The sequence below is a fragment of the Rugosimonospora africana genome (assembly GCF_016862975.1).
In the GTDB taxonomy this organism is placed as follows: domain Bacteria; phylum Actinomycetota; class Actinomycetes; order Mycobacteriales; family Micromonosporaceae; genus Rugosimonospora; species Rugosimonospora africana.
The window spans coordinates 231941-248712 of sequence record NZ_BONZ01000027.1 but is presented as its reverse complement, the minus strand read 5'-3'; the positions used below and the strand labels follow the sequence as shown (position 1 = coordinate 248712).

The window sequence follows — 16772 nt, the reverse complement described above, 5'->3', positions numbered from 1 at the left end:
GGCCGGCACACGCACCCGACGCACGCACCCGACGCCGCGCATCACAGGCCCCCGGCCGGCGGGTCCGCACGACCTCTTCACATGCTCCGCACACCGTCCGCGCCACCGGATCGCGCACGCGACCTAGCGTCGCCGGCATGCGGATCACGATGATTCTCCCGGCGTTGACCGAGGCGACCAGTCCCCTGTTCCGTCCGATCAAGTACTCGCTGTTCCCGCCGCTGGGACTGGCCACGCTCGCCGGCTATCTGCGCCCGGACGACGACGTGCGCATCATCGACGAACATGTCGAACGGCCGCGGCTCGACGACGACCGGCCGGACCTGGTGGTGATCCAGCCGTACATCACCTCGGCCCGGCGCTCGTACCGGCTGGCCGACGCGTACCGGGCCCGGGGCGTGCACGTGGCCATGGGCGGGCTGCACGTGACCTCCCTGCCGGAGGAGGCCGCCGCGCACGCCGACACCGTCTTCGTCGGGCCGGGCGAGGACACCTGGCCGGTGTTCCTCGACGACCTGCGGCGCGGGCGGCCGGGCCGCCGGTACGACTCGACGAACCGCACGCTCGTCGGGCTGCCGCCGGTACGCCGGGATCTGATCAAACGCCACCGGTACCTGGTGCCGAACTCGATCGTGGTGTCCCGGGGCTGCCCGCACCACTGCGACTTCTGTTACAAGGACGCGTTCTTCAGCGGCGGCCGGTCCTTCTACACGCAGACCGTCGACGCGGCCCTCGCCGAGATCGACCGGCTTCCCGGACGCCACGTGTATTTCCTCGACGACCACCTGTTCGGCAACCGGCGGTTCGCCGAGGCGCTGTTCGACGGGATGACCGGGCTCGGCCGGGTGTGGCAGGCGGCCGGGACGGTGGACGCAGTCCTCGCCCCCGGACTTCTGGAACGCGCGGTGGACGCGGGACTGCGCAGCCTGTTCGTGGGCTTCGAGACCATCAACGGCGACAACCTGGAACAGCAGCGCAAGCGGCAGAACATCGGCCGGGACTACTCGGCCGTGATACGGCGGCTGCACGACCTCGGCGTGATGGTGAACGCGAGCTTCGTGTTCGGGATGGACGGCGACCGGCCGGACGTCTTCGACCGCACCGTGTCGTGGGCGATCGATCAGGGCATCGAGACCGCCACGTTCCACATCATGACGCCGTACCCCGGCACCAAGCTGTATGCCCGGATGGAGGCGCAGGGCCGGATCCTCCACCACGACTGGGACCTCTACGACACCCGGCACACGGTCTTCCGCCCGACCGGCATGACCGGGCGGCAACTGGAGGACGGGTACTGGCGGGCGTACCGGGAGTTCTACCGGTGGGGCTCGATCTGGCGGGGCGCCTCGACCAAGCCGGTACCGCGGGACCGCCTGCGGCACCTCGCCTACGCGGGTGGGTGGAAGAAGTTCGAACCGCTGTGGGACCTCCTCATCCGCGGCGGTCAGGTGCTGCACGCGCTGCCGCTGCTGGAGGCCGCGCTCGGCAGCTTCGGCGCCCGCCGCTCGAGCGAGCGCCGCTCGAGTGAAGACCGCTCGGATGAACGCCGCTCGGGCGCGCGCAGTTCGGATCAACGCCACGCGAGCGAGCGCAGCTCAGATCAGCGCCGCTCCGGATCGACAGGGGACGCGCGGCAACCCCAAACCGGGAGCCGGAGCGGCCGGGAGCCGGTAGCGTTCGATCACGTGGTGTCCGGTGTGACGAGCGCGGGCCGGGGGGCGGACGGGTAGCCCGCGAATGCAGACCTTCCTGCCGTACCCGGACTTCCTCGCCTGCGCCCGGTCGCTCGACCCGCTGAGGCTGGGCAAGCAACGCGTGGAGGCGCTTCAGGTGCTGCGCGGCCTCACCGTCGCCGGGCACGGCTGGCGCCGCCACCCCGCGGTGAAGATGTGGTCCGGGTACGAGGAGGCTCTGGTCGCGTACGGCCTGACCATCTGCCGCGTGTGGATCGCCGGCGGCCGGGCCGACACCGTCGCCGGTACGCTCGCCAACGACCTCGCGGAGAGTTGCGCGATCCACCGGGTACGCGAACAGCCGGACCTGGTGGCGGCCGGCGAGGTACCGCCGTGGCTCGGCCGGGAGGATTTCCACCTCAGCCACCGGTCGGCGCTGGTACGCAAGAAGCCCGACTTCTACCGGCCGCTGTTCGGCGACCTGCCCGAGCTGCCCTACATCTGGCCGGAATCCGACCGGCCGCCGTCCTGCCCGGGCGTCTCCGGATAGGCACCCGGTCGGGAGGCTCAGCGAACGATCCGGAAGCTCAGCGCGAGCGCTTCTCGTGTGACCGGACGCGTGCCGCGGTGCGCCCGATGTGGGTGCGCATGATGGTCTCCGCCGCCTCCACGTCCCGCGCCGCGATGGCCTCGACGAACTCGGCGTGCTCGGCGACGCCCTTGCGCCCGAACAGCGGCCCGGCGGCCTCCGCCTCCAGCAGCGACATGAGCAGCGGACCGTGGAACGTGTGCACCAGCATCTCGATCGCCGCGTTGTGGGTGCAGCTCGCGATGCGGATGTGGAAGTCCGCGGAATTCTCCATGGTGTACGTGCCGGCCTTGACCAGCTGCGCGTGCCGCTTGGTCAGGTCGCGCAGCTCGGCGATGTCCTCATCGGTCGCGCCGTTCACGATGAGCGGGACGATGCCCATCTCGAACACCAGGCGCGCCTCGGTCACCTCCGCCGCGGTGATCGTCGACAGCGACACCAGATCGGCCAGGCCGGTGCCGACCTGCCGGGACGTCGGCGACGTCACGAACGCGCCACCCCGCGCACCGACCCGGATCGCGACCAGGCCACCGGTCTCCAGGATGCGCAGCGCCTCGCGGACCGTCACCCGGCTGACCCCGAACTGCTGGCACAGGTCCCGCTCGCTCGGCAGCCGATCGCCCGGGCGCAGCTTGCCCGCGCGCATGAGCCCGCGGATCTGTTCCACGATCACCTGCGACGCCCTGGACAAATTGACCGCGGTGAACAGCTTGTCGCCATTGTCGCCGGGCTGCTGGGCCCCGGTCACCGCGGAGTTCCGCGCGCCCACCTCGTCACGCTGTGCCGAGAGCGCGGTGCCCGGCCTGTCAGCCGCTCGCGTCGCCATGCGCAAATTGTCGCATGGTCCGGTTCGCTGTCCGCGCTGGCACGCTGTCGTATCTGGGCGGTGCGTGTCCGGGATGGGCGAAACCGTGTCCGGGCCAGCGGGCGCGTACGGCGGTGGACGGCCGTTGCTACCGTCGTCGCAAACGTCCGGACAACAGTGGAAACGGGCAACGGTGGAAAGGGGTGCGCGGTGGGACTGATGGACAAGATCCGCGGCGAGATCATCGACATCATCGAGTGGCTCGACGACAGCAGAGACACCATCGTGTGGCGCTTCCCACGGTACGACAACGAAATCAAGATGGGCGCGAAGCTCATCGTGCGGGAGTCACAGGTCGCGGTGTTCGTCAACGAGGGCAGCATCGCCGACGCCTTCACCCCCGGCACCTACACTCTCGAAACGCAGAACGTGCCGATCCTGTCCACGCTCAAGGGCTGGAAATACGGCTTCCACTCGCCGTTCAAGGCCGAGGTCTACTTCATCAACACCCGCCAGTTCACCGACCTCAAGTGGGGCACGCAGAACCCGGTGATCGTCCGGGACCCGGAGTTCGGCGCGGTGCGGCTGCGCGCGTTCGGGGCGTTCTCCGCCCGGGTCGTCGACGCCTCGAAGCTGTTGACCGAGCTGGTCGGCACCGACCCCCAGTTCCGCACCGAAGAGGTCCAGGAATACCTGCGGCAGATCACCGTGAGCCGGCTCGGCACCGCACTGGCCGCCGCCCGGATACCGCTGCTGGATCTCGCCGCGCACCAGGACACCATCGGCCTCACGCTGGCCGGGACGCTGAGCGAGGACCTGGCCGACATCGGCATCGAGATCCCCAAGCTCGTCATCGAAAACATCTCGGTGCCGCCGGAGGTCGAGGAGGCACTGGACAAGCGCAGCCAGATGGGCATCGTGGGCGACCTCGACCGGTACACGCAGTTCCAGACCGCGAATGCCATCGAGGACGCCGCGAACAACCCGGGCGGCGGCGCGGGCGAAGGCTTCGGGCTGGGCCTGGGCATGGCCGCCGGGCAGCGCCTCATCACCGGCGCGACGGGCGGTCAGGGCGCCGCGCCGGCGGCCGGTGGCGCGGCGGTGCCTCCCCCGCTGCCCACCGAGGAGCAGTGGTTCGTCGGCGTCGGTTCCGAACGGCAGGGACCGTTCGACCGCGCCGCGCTGGCTTCCCGTCTCACCCCGACGACCCTGGTCTGGCGGGCCGGCATGGCCCAGTGGGCGCAGGCCCAGCAGGTACCGGAGCTGGCCGACGTGCTGAGGAGCGTCCCGCCGCCGCTGCCGCCGCAACCGGGATCCGCGACCGCGCCGTCGGCGCAGGACTGAGGCACCGATGACCGAGAACCCAGCCGCCGAACGGTCGCAGACCGCGCAGACGTATCCGTGCGACGGATGCGGCGCCCGAGTCGAGTTCGTCCCCGGTACCGCGTTGCTGCGCTGCCCGTACTGCGGCCACGAGCAGCAGGTCTCGTCGATCGACCGGGACGTCCGCGAGCACCCGTACGAGGAGTTGGCGGAGCTGCGCGTGAAGGAGCGCGCCCCGCTCGCCGCCCACGTTCTGGTGTGCCAGAAGTGCGGCGCGACGAGCGACAGCGAGGCGCTGTCCGGACGGTGCCAGTTCTGTGGCTCACCGCTCATCGCCGATCCCGCCGCCGGGCACCAGATCGTTCCCGAGGCGGTCCTGCCGTTCGCGGTCGACCGCAACGGCGTCCGCACCGCGCTGCGCGGCTGGGTGAAGTCCCGATGGTTCGCGCCGTCGAGCCTGAAGAAGGTCTCCGAGGCCGAGTCGCTCAAGGGCACCTACCTGCCGCACTGGACCTACGACGCGCACACCGAGACCGACTACACCGGCCAGCGCGGCGAGCACTACTGGGTGACGGTGACCGACACCGTGACGGTGAACGGACAGACCCAGACGCGGACCCGGCAGGAACGCAAGACCCGGTGGCACCACGCGAGCGGCCGCGTCCAGCGGGAATTCGACGACCTGCTGGTCCCCGGCACCGGGCGCGTCGACGGCGGGATGCTGGAGCGGTTGTCACCGTGGCCGCTGAAGGAGGCGGTCGCGTTCCAGCCCGAGTACCTCGCCGGGTACGACGCCCTGCGCTACGACGTCGAGCCGGACGCCGGCCTCGAGACGGCGAAGGCCAGCACCGAGCCGGTCATCCGCTCCGACTGCCGCGCGGACATCGGCGGCGACGAGCAGCGGGTCGACTCCGTCCACACCACGTTCTCGAACATCACGTTCAAGCTGATGCTGCTGCCGGTGTGGCTGGTGTGTTACCTGCACGCCGGGCGGACCTACCAGGTCACGATCAACGCGCGGACCGGTGAGGTGATCGGGCAGCGGCCGTACAGCCCGATGAAGATCGCGGTGGCGATCCTCGCCGCGCTGCTGGTGGTCGCCCTGGTCGTCTTCTGGTTCGTTCGATCGCGCTGAGCGCCCGGGCCGGGTCGTCGTGGGGGGCGGCCCGGCCCGGGCGATCGCGGCCCCCATCAGGCCCTAGCGGAACCGGCCGTACCGGAGATACAGCAGCCCGCCGAACGGGATCCAGAACACGATGAGCAGGCGCCACGTCTGGCGGGGCAGGTATCGGACCACCCTCGCCCGGTCGAGGTCGGCCAGGCAGAACGCAAGGAACCGGTACAGGCCGGCGACCACGATCACCGCCAGCGCGGCCACCAGGACCACCTGGACTGCGAGAACCACGTGCGACTGGTTCATCGCCGCTCCCCCACCGATTCCGGCCTCTCCCCCGGAACGGTAGCAGCCCCCGACGGCGCGGCGCTCGATCCGCGTGACCCCGCGACTTGACCCGGGAACCTCGCGCGCACATACTCGGATCCGACTGATCGGATCCGAGTCGTTGGAGTCGCGATGGAGACGGAATCCACCATGAAGCCGAAGCGTCCGGCGAACCCGCTGGCGCTCGCGGTGCTCGGCCTCCTCCTGGAGCAACCGATGCACCCGCACGCGATCGCGACCACGCTGCGCGAGCGCGAACTGGACCGGGCATTCAAAGTCACCACCGGCTCGCTGTACGACGTGGTGCGCTCGCTGGAGCGGGCGGGCTGGATCGCGGCCCAGGAGACGGCGCGGGTCGGCGGGCGACCGGAACGGACCGTCTACACCCACACCGGCCAGGGGCGCGAACAGTTCGTCGCCTGGCTCGACGAACTGATCCGGGTGCCGGCCAAGGAATACCCGAAGTTCATCTCGGCGATCAGCTACCTCGGCGCGCTGGGCCGGCAGGCCGCGCGGGAAGCGCTGACCGAGCGCGCTGGGCACCTCGCCGCCGAGGCGGATCGGGCCCGGGCCGCCTGGCGCGACGTGGTCGACGCCGGTCGGGCGCCGCGGCTGTTCATGTTGGAGTTGGAGTACGCGCTGCGGATGATCGAGGCCGAGTTGGCGTGGGTGGAGCAGGTCGCTGCCGACATCGACTCCGGGACGCTCGCCTGGCCGGTGGCGGCATGACCGCGCCCGCCGTCTCCGGGCCAACCGTCTCCGGGCCAACCGTCTCCGGGCCAGCCGACTCCAGGCCTGCCGACTCCAGGCCAGCCGACTCCGGGCCTGCCGTCTCCCACCACGGCGCGACCGGTCCGAGCCCGGACACGGACGTCCTCATCGTCGGCGCGGGGCCGGCCGGACTCATGCTCGCCTGCGAACTGGTGCTGGCCGGCGTGCGTACCACCGTCATCGAACGGCACGCGCGGCCGCCGGGATTCTGCCGCGGCTTCAACCTCAACGCGCGCAGCCTGGACCTGCTGGACCGCCGGGGCATCGCGGACCGGTTCCTGGCCGAGGGACCGACCGTACCGGTGACCACCTTCAGCGGCCTGAACCTGCCACTCGATCTGTCCACTATGGACACCGACCATCCCTACGTGCTCGGCATCGCGCAGACCCGGGTCGAGGAGTTGCTGGCGGAGCGCGCCAGCGAACTGGGCGCATCGATGCACCGGGGCATCCGGCTCACCGACCTGAGCCAGGACGCCAACGGAGTGACCGCGGTCGTCGAATCCACCTGCGCGCACGACTCCGCCAAAGGACACGACTCCGCCAGAGGACACGACTCCGCCAGAGGACACGATAGGCCCGGCCGGCTGCGCGCCCGGTACCTGGTCGGTTGCGACGGCGGCCGCAGTACCGTGCGCAAGCTCGCCGGGATCGCCTTCCCGGGTACCGCGGCCACCCGGTACACCCTGCTCGGCGACGTCTGTCTCGCCGACCCCGCGGCACTGCCCTTCGGCCCGACGGTGACCGCGGCCGGTTCGGTCTTCGTCATCCCCCGGCCCGGCTACGTCCGGGTCATCACCGCCGAGCCCGAGCCGCCGGCCGACCGCGACGCGCCGGTCACGCTGCCGCATCTCCAAGCGACCGTCGACCGGGCGCTGGGCCGCCACGTCGAACTGACCGAACCGCGCTGGCTGACCCGTTTCAGCGACGCCGCCCGCCAGGCGGAGCGGTACGTCGCCGGACGCGTGCTGCTGGCCGGCGACGCGGCGCACATCCATCCACCGGCCGGCGCGATCGGCGTCAACGTCGCTTTGGACGACGCGGTGAACCTCGGCTGGAAACTCGCCGCCACGGTGCACGGCTGGGCACCGGAGGATCTGCTGGACAGCTATCACGCGGAGCGGCACGCCGCCGGCGAGCGGCTGCTGCGCGACACGCGGGCGCAGGTTCTGCTCGCCGGCGGCGACCTTGCCGGGAGCCATGACGGCTGGGAGGCGCTGCGCCGGCTGTTCGCCGACGTCCTCGGGGTACCGGCGGCGGCCACCTACCTCGCCGAGCGGGTCACCGGCGTGGGTACCCGGTACCCGATGCCGGGCGCCGACGGCCACGCCGGCAGCCACGACACCCATCACTGGCTCGGCCGGATGGCGCCGAACCTGACCCTGACCCCGGCCACAGACGGCACAAAACCCACAGCCCACACCGAACCTACAGCCGCGAGTACCACCGTCGCCCGGCTGCTCTCCGGTGGCCGGCCGGTGCTCCTCGACCTCGCCGACCGGCCGGACCTGCGCGCCGGGGCGGCGGCGTGGCAACCGCGGCTCGCCATTCACACCGCCCGGTCCGAACGGTGCCCGGACGTGGCCGCCATGCTGCTGCGCCCGGACGGGCACGTCGCCTGGGTAGCCACCGCCGACGACCCCGGCAACGGCGGCACCGGTCCGGGATCCGGTGGCGGCGTCGAGGCGCTGCGTCACGCGCTTCGCGCCTGGCTCGGCACACCCACCGGTTCGACGGGTCCGGCTCGGCGCCGCGCGACGACCCGGACCCGTCGCGGGCCGGGCGCGGACCGCTGACGCGGGTGTGAGCCGATTCGCACAACGGTAACCGGCGACCCGGCCGGTGGTACTGTCCCCCGTGTCCTCCACCGCCTCGCCCGTTCCCGGCGGCGTACACCGGCCGCTCGCCCTGCTCGTCGCCGGCGCCTTCTTCATGGAGATGCTGGACGGCACCATCATCGCGACGGCGGCGCCGAGCATGGCCCGCTCGTTCGGGGTGGCGTCGGCGGACATCGGCGTGGCCATGACCGCATACCTGCTCACCCTCGCCGTGTTCATCCCGCTGTCCGGCTGGCTCGCCGACCGGTGGGGCGCCCGGCCCGTGTTCACCGCGGCCATCGTGGTGTTCACCGTCGCCTCGGCGCTGTGCGCCGCGGCCGTGAACCTGCCGATGCTCGCGGTGATGCGGGTGGTGCAGGGCGTGGGTGGGGCGATGATGGTACCGGTCGGCCGGCTCGTGGTGCTGCGGTCGACCGAGAAAGCCCAGCTCATCCGGGCGATCGCGTACCTCACCTGGCCGGCGCTGGCCGCACCCGTCGTCGCGCCGGCACTGGGCGGTCTGCTGAGCTCGTACCTGTCCTGGCACTGGATTTTCCTCGTCAACGTGCCGCTGGGCGCTCTGGCACTGGGTTTCGCGCTGCGGGTGGTACCCGACATCCGGGGCGGGAACGGCCGGCGGCTCGACTGGCCCGGCTTCGTGTTCAGCGCACTGTGCCTGGCGTGCGTGGTGTACGGGGCCGCGGTACTGAGCAACCAGCGCATCCCGGTCGGGCGGGTCGCCGTACTCGGCGCCGTCGCGCTCGCGGCCGGCGTGCTGGCCGTGTGGCACCTGCTGCGTACCGGCACCCCGCTGCTGGACCTGTCGGTCTTCCGGGTCGCCACGTTCCGCCTGGCGCACGCGAGCGGATCGGTGTTCCGCATCGCCATCAACGCCGTACCGTTCCTGCTGCCGCTGATGTTCCAGGACGGCTTCGGCTGGTCGCCGGTCAAGTCCGGGCTGGCCGTGGTGTTCGTGTTCTTCGGCAACATCGGCATCAAGCCGTTCACCACGCCGCTGTTGCGGCGGTTCGGGTTCCGGCCGATCCTCGTCGCGTCCGGGCTGGCCGCCACGCTCACCATCGTCGGGTGCGCCCTGCTCACCCCCGGCTGGCCGTTCGGCGCCATGCTGGTGGTGCTGTTCGCCAGCGGCGTGTTCCGCTCGCTCGGGTTCACGGCGTACAACACCATCGCCTTCGCCGACGTCGAGGCCGACCGGATGAGCCACGCCAACACCCTGGCCTCGACCGTCCAGCAACTGGCCACCGGGCTCGGCGTCGCGGTCGGCGCGCTGTGCCTGCGGCTCGGCCAGGCGCTGCCCGGCGTCCGGCCGGGCGACGTGGTGCCGTACCGGGTGGCGCTGGGCCTGGTGGCGGCGCTCATCTTCGCCGGTATGGTGGCGGCGCTGCGGATGCCGGGTGACGCCGGCGAGGTGATCGGCGGAGGTGCGGCCCGGCGTCCGGTACCCGCGCAGCGGGCACCGACCCGTCCGGCGCCCGCCCCGAGAGCCGGCGCCGAACCCACCGCCGGCGAGCGCCTGGAGCGGTCCGACCGGTCGGAGTGAGCCGCCGGCCGGCCCTGACGACGCCTGAGCCGGGGACTACCCGTCGGCCAGGCGTGAGGTGGCGACGATTCGTTCGAGGGCGGCGGCGTGTCGCCGGAATGCCCGCCGGCCCTGCGGGGTGAGGGTCACGTGGGTACGCCGCACACCCCTGTCGCGATCCTTGCTCATGGCGACGTACCCGGCACTGACCAGTGCGGAGAGGTGTTTGGACAGAGCGGAGTCACTGGTCCCGATCGTGTCCCGCAGGAAACCGAAGTCCACCCGGTCGGCCGGGGCCAGCAGCGCGAGGATCGACAGCCGGGCCGGGACGTGCAGGAATTCGTCGAAGTCCGGATCCATCAGCGGTCTGCGTCTTCCGCGACCGCGTGACGGGCGACTGCCCTGAGCGCCTTCCGAGCCGGGTAAGCGGTCGCCACGACCATGAGAGCCGTCGCGGCCGCGGCGACCGTGTGATGCGCGGGCATGCCGAGTTTCACGGCGGCGACCGCCGCGGCGACCTGGAACGCCACGCAGGCGACCAGGAAGACGATCCCCGCCCCGAGGTAGTAGAGCTGCTCCAAGCCGGTGGGCCTCCGGTGGACGCGGGCCTGTCGCTGCCAGCTGACACAGACCATCGCCGCCAGGCCGAGCCCGAGCGCGATGGCGAAGGTGTTCCATGGGCCGGGCAGGTCGAACGAGGCGAACGCGACGAACACCATCAGCGCCGACGGCAGCACGTACCGGCGGGCGAAGCCGTGGTCGACGTACTCGTCGATGCTCCGGTCCTGTAGGCGGTGGATGGTGTCGAGCGAGTCCTGCGCGTCACGGGGAAGCATGAGTTGGCTCCTTGGTCGCCCTGCTACTTTCCTGAGAGGAAAGAATAGCGCCTCCTTTCCTCAGAGGAAAGTCACCAGGCGCCGGGGTCGGCGATACGGGACCAACCCAGCCCGCTCGACCCCAGCCCGCTCGCCCCGGCCCGCTTGGTCCAGCCCGCCGCCGGGCACCGCCCCGTGTGGTACGCCTGCTAGAAGGGACAATCCGGGGGAAATGGTGAGTCGATGACGGTGGAGGGCGACGCGGAGGCTCGCGACAGCGACGCGGGCCCGCGCCGTCCCGAATTCCTGGAGCTGTTCTTCGACCTGGTCTACCTGCTGGCGCTGGTCGTCCTGTCCCGGAAGCTGGTCGATCATCTGACCTGGGCCAGTGCCGGCCAGACCGTGATCCTGCTGATGGGCTTCAGCCTGATCTGGGCGCTGACCGCGTGGGCGGCGGACACCTTCGACCTGAACCGCCCGACCGTGCAGGCCCAGATCATCGCGGTCAGCTTCGGCAGCCTGGTGATGGCCGCCGCGGTGCCCGGCGCGTTCGGCAACCGCGGGCTGGTGTTCGCGGTGGCCTACCTGAGCATCCACTTCGCGTCGAGCCTCTATTACATTGTCCTGTTGAGAGACCCGGAGCCGCGCCGGCGCAGCGTCCGGATCATGTCCTGGTTCTGCACCTCGGCCCCGCTCTGGCTCACCGGCGCTCTCCTCGGCGGTACCGTCCGCTGGGTGTTGTGGGCGATCGCGATCGTCCTGGAGTACACCGGGGCCTCGCTCGGTTTTCCCACCCGCCGGCGGATCCACCCTCCGGTCACCGAGTGGCGGCTGGCCGGCGAGCGGGTGTCGGAACGCTACCGGCAGTTCCTCATCATCGCGTTCGGGGTCGCGATCTTCGAGACCGCGACCGCGCTCGGCAGGCACCCGTTCACGATCGGTCGGGGGGCGGCGTTCGCCGCCACGTTCGTGACCACGACCATGATGTGGCGGATCTACATCCACCAGGCCGGCGGGATGCTCACCAACGCCATCGCCACGGCCACCCACCGGTCGCGGTACACGCAGTTCGCCGCGGTCTCACACGTGGTCATGGTGGGCGGCGTGATCATCACCTCGGTCGACGCCCAGCTCGTCATCCGCCGGCCGTACGGCGACACGCCGACCTCCTGGGGTGTGGTCATCCTCGGCGGACCGGCCGTGTTCCTCATCGGTCGCGGCCTGCTCGACTACACCGTGTTCAGCAGGATGTCCTGGTCACGCCCGGCGGGGCTGGCCGTGCTGGGCGCCCTGGGTTCCGCGGTCCACCTCATGCCGCCGCTCCTGGTCGCCGTCGCGGGCACGCTCACCCTGCTCGGCGTCGCGGTGGCCAACCTGATCGCGGTTCGGGCGTACCCGCCCCGTCCGACACCGCCCCCGATCGGCTGACGCCGCGTGCGGAAACCGCCGGGAGAGCCGGGAACGCCGGGTCAGGTGAGGCTGCCCGCGCGGGACCGGGTCCACCGCTGCCTGAACACGATGTCCGAGGCGAACACCCCGGCCAGCACCACGTCGGCTCCGATCGCCGGAACCAGCGCCGGCTGCGGATCGATCCACGGCGCGACGCCGAGCAGGACCACGATCGCGATCGGCCGGGACCAGAGAATCTGGCCGCTGACCGCGCGCTCGAACAGGAAGGTGCCGAACAGGACCAGCGCCGGGCCCGCGACGACGGCCAGAGCCTCGACCGTACTCAGGTCTCCGACCGGCCGCAGGGCGACAAAGGCATCGCTGGCCGAGAGAGCGACCACGCCGGCAACCATGATCAGATGCGCGTACGCGGTGACGATGCCCGGGCCGACCCGGTCCATCGACCACAGGGCGGGGGGCGCCAGCAGCCTCCGGGACTGCCGCGCGTAGATCAGGAAGAGCAGCACGACCGCCATGAACGCGGTCACCAGCGTGGCCCACTGGCCGGATTCGAAGCGGGTGCTGGTGAACTTGAGCCCGTTGGACAGGATCACCTCGCCCAGCGCGATGATGAAGATCTGCCGGTGTCGCTCGGATACGTGTACCCCGGTGAAGATCCGGCTCTCCAGGCTGGTGCGGCCGAGTCGCGGGGTGATCCAGCCGATGCTGGCCGCCGTGTAGTCGGTGGTCACGGCGATCGCCCAGAGCACCAGCCGTACCGTCGCGTCGGGCACGAACGCGCCGGCGAACCAGGCGAACCCGGTCACGCCGAACCAGAACGCGAGCCGCACGCTCCTGGCCTGGACCGGGCTGCCCCGGGTGAGCGTGATCAGCACGGCCGCCCGGGTGAAGATGATCCCGAGGTACGCGACCACGAAGATCCACCCCGAGCCGCCGAACGCCGACGGTACGACGAGCGCCATCACCAGGCTGCCGAACATGGCCAGGATGATGAGGAACTGGATGTACGGCTGGCGCGGATCGAACAGGTCGGTCAGCCAGACCATCAGTTCCCAGATCCACCAGGTGGCCAGGAGCAGCACGGCCACCCGCAGCATGCCGACCGCGGTGAAGCTCTGGTCCAGTTGGTGCGCGAGCCGGCGGAACGTGAAGATGTAGACCAGGTCGAAGAACAGCTCCAGGAAGGTCGGAGGCTCCGGGTCGCCTTGCTTGCGCAGAACGCTCGGCACCCTGCTGGTCGTCACTGGCCCGGCCTCCTACGCCCCCTTTGTACCATTGGCGGAGGCGGGGGCGGCCGGGCCGGCGGTCAATCCACCAGCGCGGAGTACACGAGCTGGTGCAGCTGCGGGCGCAGCGGATGGGTACCCGACGGCATCAGCTGGGTGAACAGCATCGCGGTCAGCTCCTCGGCCGGGTCGACCCAGAACAGGGTGCTCGCCATGCCGCCCCAGTAGTACTCTCCCGGGCTGGCCAGGGTCTTGATCGGCACCGGGTCGCCGACCACGGCGAACCCGAGCCCGAAGCCGATCCCGTCCAGGGTCGTCTCGGCGAAGCCGCCGGTGCTCAGGGCGGCGAGGTCGCGCCCGCCGGGCAGGTGGTTGCGGGTCATGTAGCGCAGGGTCCGGGTGCCCAGGATCCGCTGCCCGTCAAGCTCCCCGCCGCGCAGCAGCATCTGGGTGAAGCGGTGATAGTCGGCGGCGGTCGACACCAGGCCCCCGCCGCCGGTGAGCGCGGGCGGGGCGGCGAGCGCGTACTGGCCCAGCACGTCGTACCGCACCGCCGTGCCGGTACCCGGGCCGGGCGCGTACAGCGCGGCCAGCCGCTCCGCCTCGGACGGCTCCACCCACCACCGGGTGTCGGTCATCCCCAGCGGCCGCAGGATCCGCTCGCTGATGACGGCGTCCAGCGACTGGCCGGTGACCACCTCGATGACCCGGCCCAGCACGTCGGTGGCCACCGAGTAACCCCAGGCGCTGCCCGGCTGGAACTGCAGGGGCAGCGAGGCCCACGCGTCGCAGAGGCCGGCCAGGTCGAGGTCCGGCCGCGGGGCGGTGTCGAAGCCGGCCCGCCGGTACAGCGCGTCGACCACCGAGGTGTGCATGAACCCGTACGTCAGGCCGGAGGTGTGGGTCAGCAGGTGCCACACGCGCACCGGTTCGATCGCCGGAACGGTGAACGGGTGCAGCGCACTGCCCTTCTGGTAGACCCGCGGATCGGCGAACGACGGGATGAACCGGCTCACCTCGTCGGTCAGCTCGAAGCGCCCCTCCTCCCACAGCGCCATCGCTGCGACACTGGTCAGCGGCTTCGTCATGGAGTAGATGCGCCACAGCGTGTCGTCGGCGACCGGCAGGCCGGCCTCGCGGTCACGCTGTCCGTAGGTCGAGGCGTGCACGACCTCGCCCCGCCTGGTCACCACGACCTGCCAGCCCGGCAGCAGGCCATCGTCGACGTAGCGGGCGAAGTGCGCGTCGATGCGTGCGAGGCGCCGCGGATCGAAGCCGAGGGCGCCGGGATCGGCGGTGGGGGGCAGCATCGTCGGGTACTCCTCAGGGGGTGGAGTCGATCAGCTACCGGATGGTAGCCCGCAGTCCTCCTCACAGCTTTTTTCATTGCGATCAGTTTCATTGACAGCTTGAAAAAAAGTTCATAGCGTCGAGGCCCATGAAGCCAATCGCTGTGCAGTTGTACTCGGTCCGTGAGCAGTTGACGGCCGACCGCGGGGGGACGCTGCGGCGGCTCGCCGACATCGGTTACCGGATGGTCGAGCCGTACGACCCGGCACACGATCCCGAAGGCTTCCGGGCCCTGCTCGACGAGACCGGGCTGGCCGTCTGCTCCACCCACGCCCCGGTGCTCACCGACGCGCGCGAGCAGGTCGCCTCGGCCGCCGCCGTCATCGGCATCGACACGGTGATCGTGCCGGCCATCCCGGCCGAGGAGTTCGCCGACTCCGACGGCGTCGCCCGCACCGCGCGACGGCTCAACGACACCGCGGCCTGGGCCGCCGGGCACGGGCTCCGGCTCGGATATCACAACCACCACTGGGAGCTGGCCTCGAAGGTGGACGGCCGGCCCGCCCTGGAGGTGCTGGCCGACCAACTGTCCAGCGAGGTCTTCCTGGAGGTCGACGTGTACTGGGCGGCGGTCGGCGGCGTGGACGTCCCCGACCTGCTGGCCAGGCTCGGCGACCGGGTGGAGTACCTGCACGTGAAGGACGGGCCGGCGGTCAACCGGGATGACCCGATGACCGCGGTCGGCGCCGGCACCCTGCCGATCCCGGACATCCTGGCGGCCGCCCCGGCCGACGCCTGGCGGGTGGTGGAGCTGGACCGGTGCGCCACCGACATGCTCACCGCGCTGGACGAGTCGTACCAGTACGTGAGCGGTCTGGAGAAGCAGGCGTGAGCGTCGGAGTCGCGATCGTCGGCTGCGGCACCATCAGCCACGAGTACCTACGCAACCTGACCACGTTCCCGGACGTGCGCGTCCTGGTCTGCGCCGACCTCGACACCGAACGGGCCAAGGCGGTCGCCGGACAGTACGGGGTGCCGACGGCCGGCGAGCCCGAACTCGCGCTGCGACACCCCGACGTCGAACTGGTGGTGAACCTGACCATCCCGGCCGCGCACGTCGAGGTGTCCGCCGCCGCGATCGCCCTCGGCAAGCACGTGTACAGCGAGAAGCCGCTCGCCCTCGACCCGGACAGCGGGGCCCGGCTGCTCGCCGCGGCCGCCGAGGCGGGCGTACGGGTGGGTGCCGCGCCCGACACCTTCCTCGGCGCCGGCCTGCAGAGCGCGATCCGGTTCATCGGCCAGGGCGGGATCGGCGACCCGCGGACCGCGCTCACCCTCCTGCAGGGCCCGGGGCCGCAGCGCTGGCACCCGAGCCCGGAGTTCCTGTTCCAGCAAGGCGCCGGCCCGCTGTTCGACCTCGGGCCCTACTACCTGACCGCGCTGGCCGCGGTGTTCGGGCCGGTGACCCGGGTGGCCGCGACCGCCGGGCAGGCGTTCGGCACGCGGGTGATCGGATCCGGGCCGCGGGCCGGCACCGAGTTCGCGGTCGAGGTGCCGACACACGTGTCGTGCCTGATGGAGTACCGCGGCGGGCAGTCCGCGACGAGCATCTTCAGCTTCGACTCGCCGCTGTCCCGGCAGGGCTTCCTGGAGATCACCGGCACCGAGGCCACGCTGAGTGTGCCCGACCCGAACCGGTTCGACGGCCCGCTGTCGCTGCGCCGGGCCGGCGACGACGACTGGACGCCGGTGGAGACCCGCGGGGCGAGTGTGGGGCGGGGCATGGGCGTGCTGGACCTGGCGCGGGCCATCCGCACCGGCACCCCGCACCGGGCCGACGCCGCCGCCGCGCTGCACGTGGTGGAGGTGATGGCGGCGGTGGCGCAGTCCGCCGAGCGCGGGGAATTCGTCACGGTACACGGCGAGTTCCCGACCCCGGCACCGCTGCCGGAGGACTGGGATCCGCGCGAACGCACGCTCTGAGCCGTCCGGTGGCGGCGCGCCAACCCGCCACCCGTAGCCCATCCCGACAGACCGTCAACGACGACGACAACCGATCGGCGCACGGCCGC

At 71.3% G+C, this 16772-nt stretch carries 16 protein-coding genes; 10 read left to right on the top strand and 6 right to left on the bottom strand.

Going from position 1 to position 16772, the window contains the following annotated elements; translation table 11 throughout:
* Nucleotides 1-137: 137 nt before the first annotated feature.
* Together Raf01_RS14645 and Raf01_RS14640 are read left to right on the top strand one after the other, a co-directional pair.
* Nucleotides 138-1730, top strand: a complete 1593-nt coding sequence (locus Raf01_RS14645; RefSeq protein ID WP_239133610.1) for a B12-binding domain-containing radical SAM protein — start codon at nucleotides 138-140, stop codon at nucleotides 1728-1730.
* Nucleotides 1731-1737: 7 nt separating this feature from the next.
* Nucleotides 1738-2223: an MSMEG_6728 family protein gene (locus tag Raf01_RS14640; protein ID WP_203918388.1), complete on the top strand. Its 486-nt coding sequence runs from the start codon at nucleotides 1738-1740 to the stop codon at nucleotides 2221-2223.
* A 37-nt stretch (nucleotides 2224-2260) separates the two neighbouring features.
* Here the strand turns inward: Raf01_RS14640 and Raf01_RS14635 are convergent, their stop codons facing one another.
* Entirely contained in the window at nucleotides 2261-3088 is an 828-nt protein-coding gene (locus Raf01_RS14635; RefSeq protein ID WP_203918387.1) for a FadR/GntR family transcriptional regulator, read from the bottom strand.
* A 198-nt stretch (nucleotides 3089-3286) separates the two neighbouring features.
* Here Raf01_RS14635 and Raf01_RS14630 point away from each other — a divergent pair, with 198 nt between their 5' ends.
* Together Raf01_RS14630 and Raf01_RS14625 are read left to right on the top strand one after the other, a co-directional pair.
* Complete coding sequence (locus Raf01_RS14630) at nucleotides 3287-4411, top strand: SPFH domain-containing protein (protein ID WP_239133624.1); 1125 nt, start codon at nucleotides 3287-3289, stop codon at nucleotides 4409-4411.
* 7 nt (nucleotides 4412-4418) lie between these two features.
* Nucleotides 4419-5525, top strand: a complete 1107-nt coding sequence (locus Raf01_RS14625) for a TFIIB-type zinc ribbon-containing protein (protein WP_203918385.1) — start codon at nucleotides 4419-4421, stop codon at nucleotides 5523-5525.
* Nucleotides 5526-5588: 63 nt separating this feature from the next.
* Here Raf01_RS14625 and Raf01_RS14620 read toward each other — a convergent pair whose 3' ends face one another.
* Nucleotides 5589-5810 carry a hypothetical protein gene (locus Raf01_RS14620; RefSeq protein WP_203918384.1) on the bottom strand — a complete coding sequence of 74 codons (222 nt, stop codon included), beginning with the start codon at nucleotides 5808-5810 and terminating at the stop codon, nucleotides 5589-5591.
* Nucleotides 5811-5981: 171 nt separating this feature from the next.
* On the opposite strand from Raf01_RS14620, the gene Raf01_RS14615 reads away from it, so the two are divergent.
* The 3 genes from Raf01_RS14615 to Raf01_RS14605 all read left to right on the top strand — a co-directional run bounded on the left by Raf01_RS14615 (nucleotide 5982) and on the right by Raf01_RS14605 (nucleotide 9980).
* The gene (locus Raf01_RS14615; protein WP_203918383.1) at nucleotides 5982-6560 is read left to right on the top strand and encodes a PadR family transcriptional regulator; all 579 of its coding nucleotides are present in this window, start codon (nucleotides 5982-5984) and stop codon (nucleotides 6558-6560) included.
* Nucleotides 6557-8398, top strand: a complete 1842-nt coding sequence (locus Raf01_RS14610) for an FAD-dependent monooxygenase (RefSeq protein WP_203918382.1) — start codon at nucleotides 6557-6559, stop codon at nucleotides 8396-8398. The genes Raf01_RS14615 and Raf01_RS14610 overlap by 4 nt, the downstream gene beginning before the upstream one ends.
* A gap of 61 nt (nucleotides 8399-8459) precedes the next feature.
* Complete coding sequence (locus Raf01_RS14605) at nucleotides 8460-9980, top strand: MFS transporter (protein WP_239133609.1); 1521 nt, start codon at nucleotides 8460-8462, stop codon at nucleotides 9978-9980.
* Nucleotides 9981-10016: 36 nt separating this feature from the next.
* Here the strand turns inward: Raf01_RS14605 and Raf01_RS14600 are convergent, their stop codons facing one another.
* A complete protein-coding gene (locus Raf01_RS14600) occupies nucleotides 10017-10319 on the bottom strand; it encodes a transcriptional regulator (protein ID WP_203918381.1) in 303 nt (100 codons plus the stop codon).
* Nucleotides 10319-10795, bottom strand: a complete 477-nt coding sequence (locus Raf01_RS14595; RefSeq protein ID WP_203918380.1) for a hypothetical protein — start codon at nucleotides 10793-10795, stop codon at nucleotides 10319-10321. Before Raf01_RS14595 ends, Raf01_RS14600 begins: the two co-directional genes overlap by 1 nt.
* Nucleotides 10796-11017: 222 nt before the next feature.
* Between Raf01_RS14595 and Raf01_RS14590 the strand changes: the two genes are divergently transcribed.
* Nucleotides 11018-12202 carry a low temperature requirement protein A gene (locus Raf01_RS14590; RefSeq protein WP_203918379.1) on the top strand — a complete coding sequence of 395 codons (1185 nt, stop codon included), beginning with the start codon at nucleotides 11018-11020 and terminating at the stop codon, nucleotides 12200-12202.
* 41 nt (nucleotides 12203-12243) lie between these two features.
* On the opposite strand, the gene Raf01_RS14585 is transcribed toward Raf01_RS14590, so the two are convergent.
* Nucleotides 12244-13428: a low temperature requirement protein A gene (locus tag Raf01_RS14585; protein WP_203918378.1), complete on the bottom strand. Its 1185-nt coding sequence runs from the start codon at nucleotides 13426-13428 to the stop codon at nucleotides 12244-12246.
* A 62-nt stretch (nucleotides 13429-13490) separates the two neighbouring features.
* On the bottom strand, nucleotides 13491-14720 hold the full coding sequence (locus Raf01_RS14580) for a serine hydrolase domain-containing protein (protein ID WP_203918377.1): 1230 nt from the start codon (nucleotides 14718-14720) through the stop codon (nucleotides 13491-13493).
* Nucleotides 14721-14848: 128 nt separating this feature from the next.
* On the opposite strand from Raf01_RS14580, the gene Raf01_RS14575 reads away from it, so the two are divergent.
* Both Raf01_RS14575 and Raf01_RS14570 read left to right on the top strand, forming a co-directional pair.
* Nucleotides 14849-15592: a sugar phosphate isomerase/epimerase family protein gene (locus Raf01_RS14575; RefSeq protein ID WP_203918376.1), complete on the top strand. Its 744-nt coding sequence runs from the start codon at nucleotides 14849-14851 to the stop codon at nucleotides 15590-15592.
* Nucleotides 15589-16683, top strand: coding sequence for a Gfo/Idh/MocA family protein (locus tag Raf01_RS14570; protein WP_203918375.1), 1095 nt, complete (start codon nucleotides 15589-15591; stop codon nucleotides 16681-16683). Before Raf01_RS14575 ends, Raf01_RS14570 begins: the two co-directional genes overlap by 4 nt.
* Nucleotides 16684-16772: the final 89 nt, after the last annotated feature.

What these genes read in the sequence shown, in the direction of transcription:
- Raf01_RS14595 (WP_203918380.1), bottom strand. Translation starts at nt 10,795, where the DNA reads ATGCTTCCCCGTGACGCGCAGGACTCGCTCGACACCATCCACCGCCTA.
- Raf01_RS14620 (WP_203918384.1), bottom strand. Translation starts at nt 5,810, where the DNA reads ATGAACCAGTCGCACGTGGTTCTCGCAGTCCAGGTGGTCCTGGTGGCC.
- Raf01_RS14625 (WP_203918385.1), top strand. Translation starts at nt 4,419, where the DNA reads ATGACCGAGAACCCAGCCGCCGAACGGTCGCAGACCGCGCAGACGTAT.
- Raf01_RS14610 (WP_203918382.1), top strand. Translation starts at nt 6,557, where the DNA reads ATGACCGCGCCCGCCGTCTCCGGGCCAACCGTCTCCGGGCCAACCGTC.
- Raf01_RS14590 (WP_203918379.1), top strand. Translation starts at nt 11,018, where the DNA reads ATGACGGTGGAGGGCGACGCGGAGGCTCGCGACAGCGACGCGGGCCCG.
- Raf01_RS14635 (WP_203918387.1), bottom strand. Translation starts at nt 3,088, where the DNA reads ATGGCGACGCGAGCGGCTGACAGGCCGGGCACCGCGCTCTCGGCACAG.
- Raf01_RS14630 (WP_239133624.1), top strand. Translation starts at nt 3,287, where the DNA reads ATGGACAAGATCCGCGGCGAGATCATCGACATCATCGAGTGGCTCGAC.
- Raf01_RS14600 (WP_203918381.1), bottom strand. Translation starts at nt 10,319, where the DNA reads ATGGATCCGGACTTCGACGAATTCCTGCACGTCCCGGCCCGGCTGTCG.
- Raf01_RS14575 (WP_203918376.1), top strand. Translation starts at nt 14,849, where the DNA reads ATGAAGCCAATCGCTGTGCAGTTGTACTCGGTCCGTGAGCAGTTGACG.
- Raf01_RS14645 (WP_239133610.1), top strand. Translation starts at nt 138, where the DNA reads ATGCGGATCACGATGATTCTCCCGGCGTTGACCGAGGCGACCAGTCCC.
- Raf01_RS14640 (WP_203918388.1), top strand. Translation starts at nt 1,738, where the DNA reads ATGCAGACCTTCCTGCCGTACCCGGACTTCCTCGCCTGCGCCCGGTCG.
- Raf01_RS14615 (WP_203918383.1), top strand. Translation starts at nt 5,982, where the DNA reads ATGAAGCCGAAGCGTCCGGCGAACCCGCTGGCGCTCGCGGTGCTCGGC.
- Raf01_RS14580 (WP_203918377.1), bottom strand. Translation starts at nt 14,720, where the DNA reads ATGCTGCCCCCCACCGCCGATCCCGGCGCCCTCGGCTTCGATCCGCGG.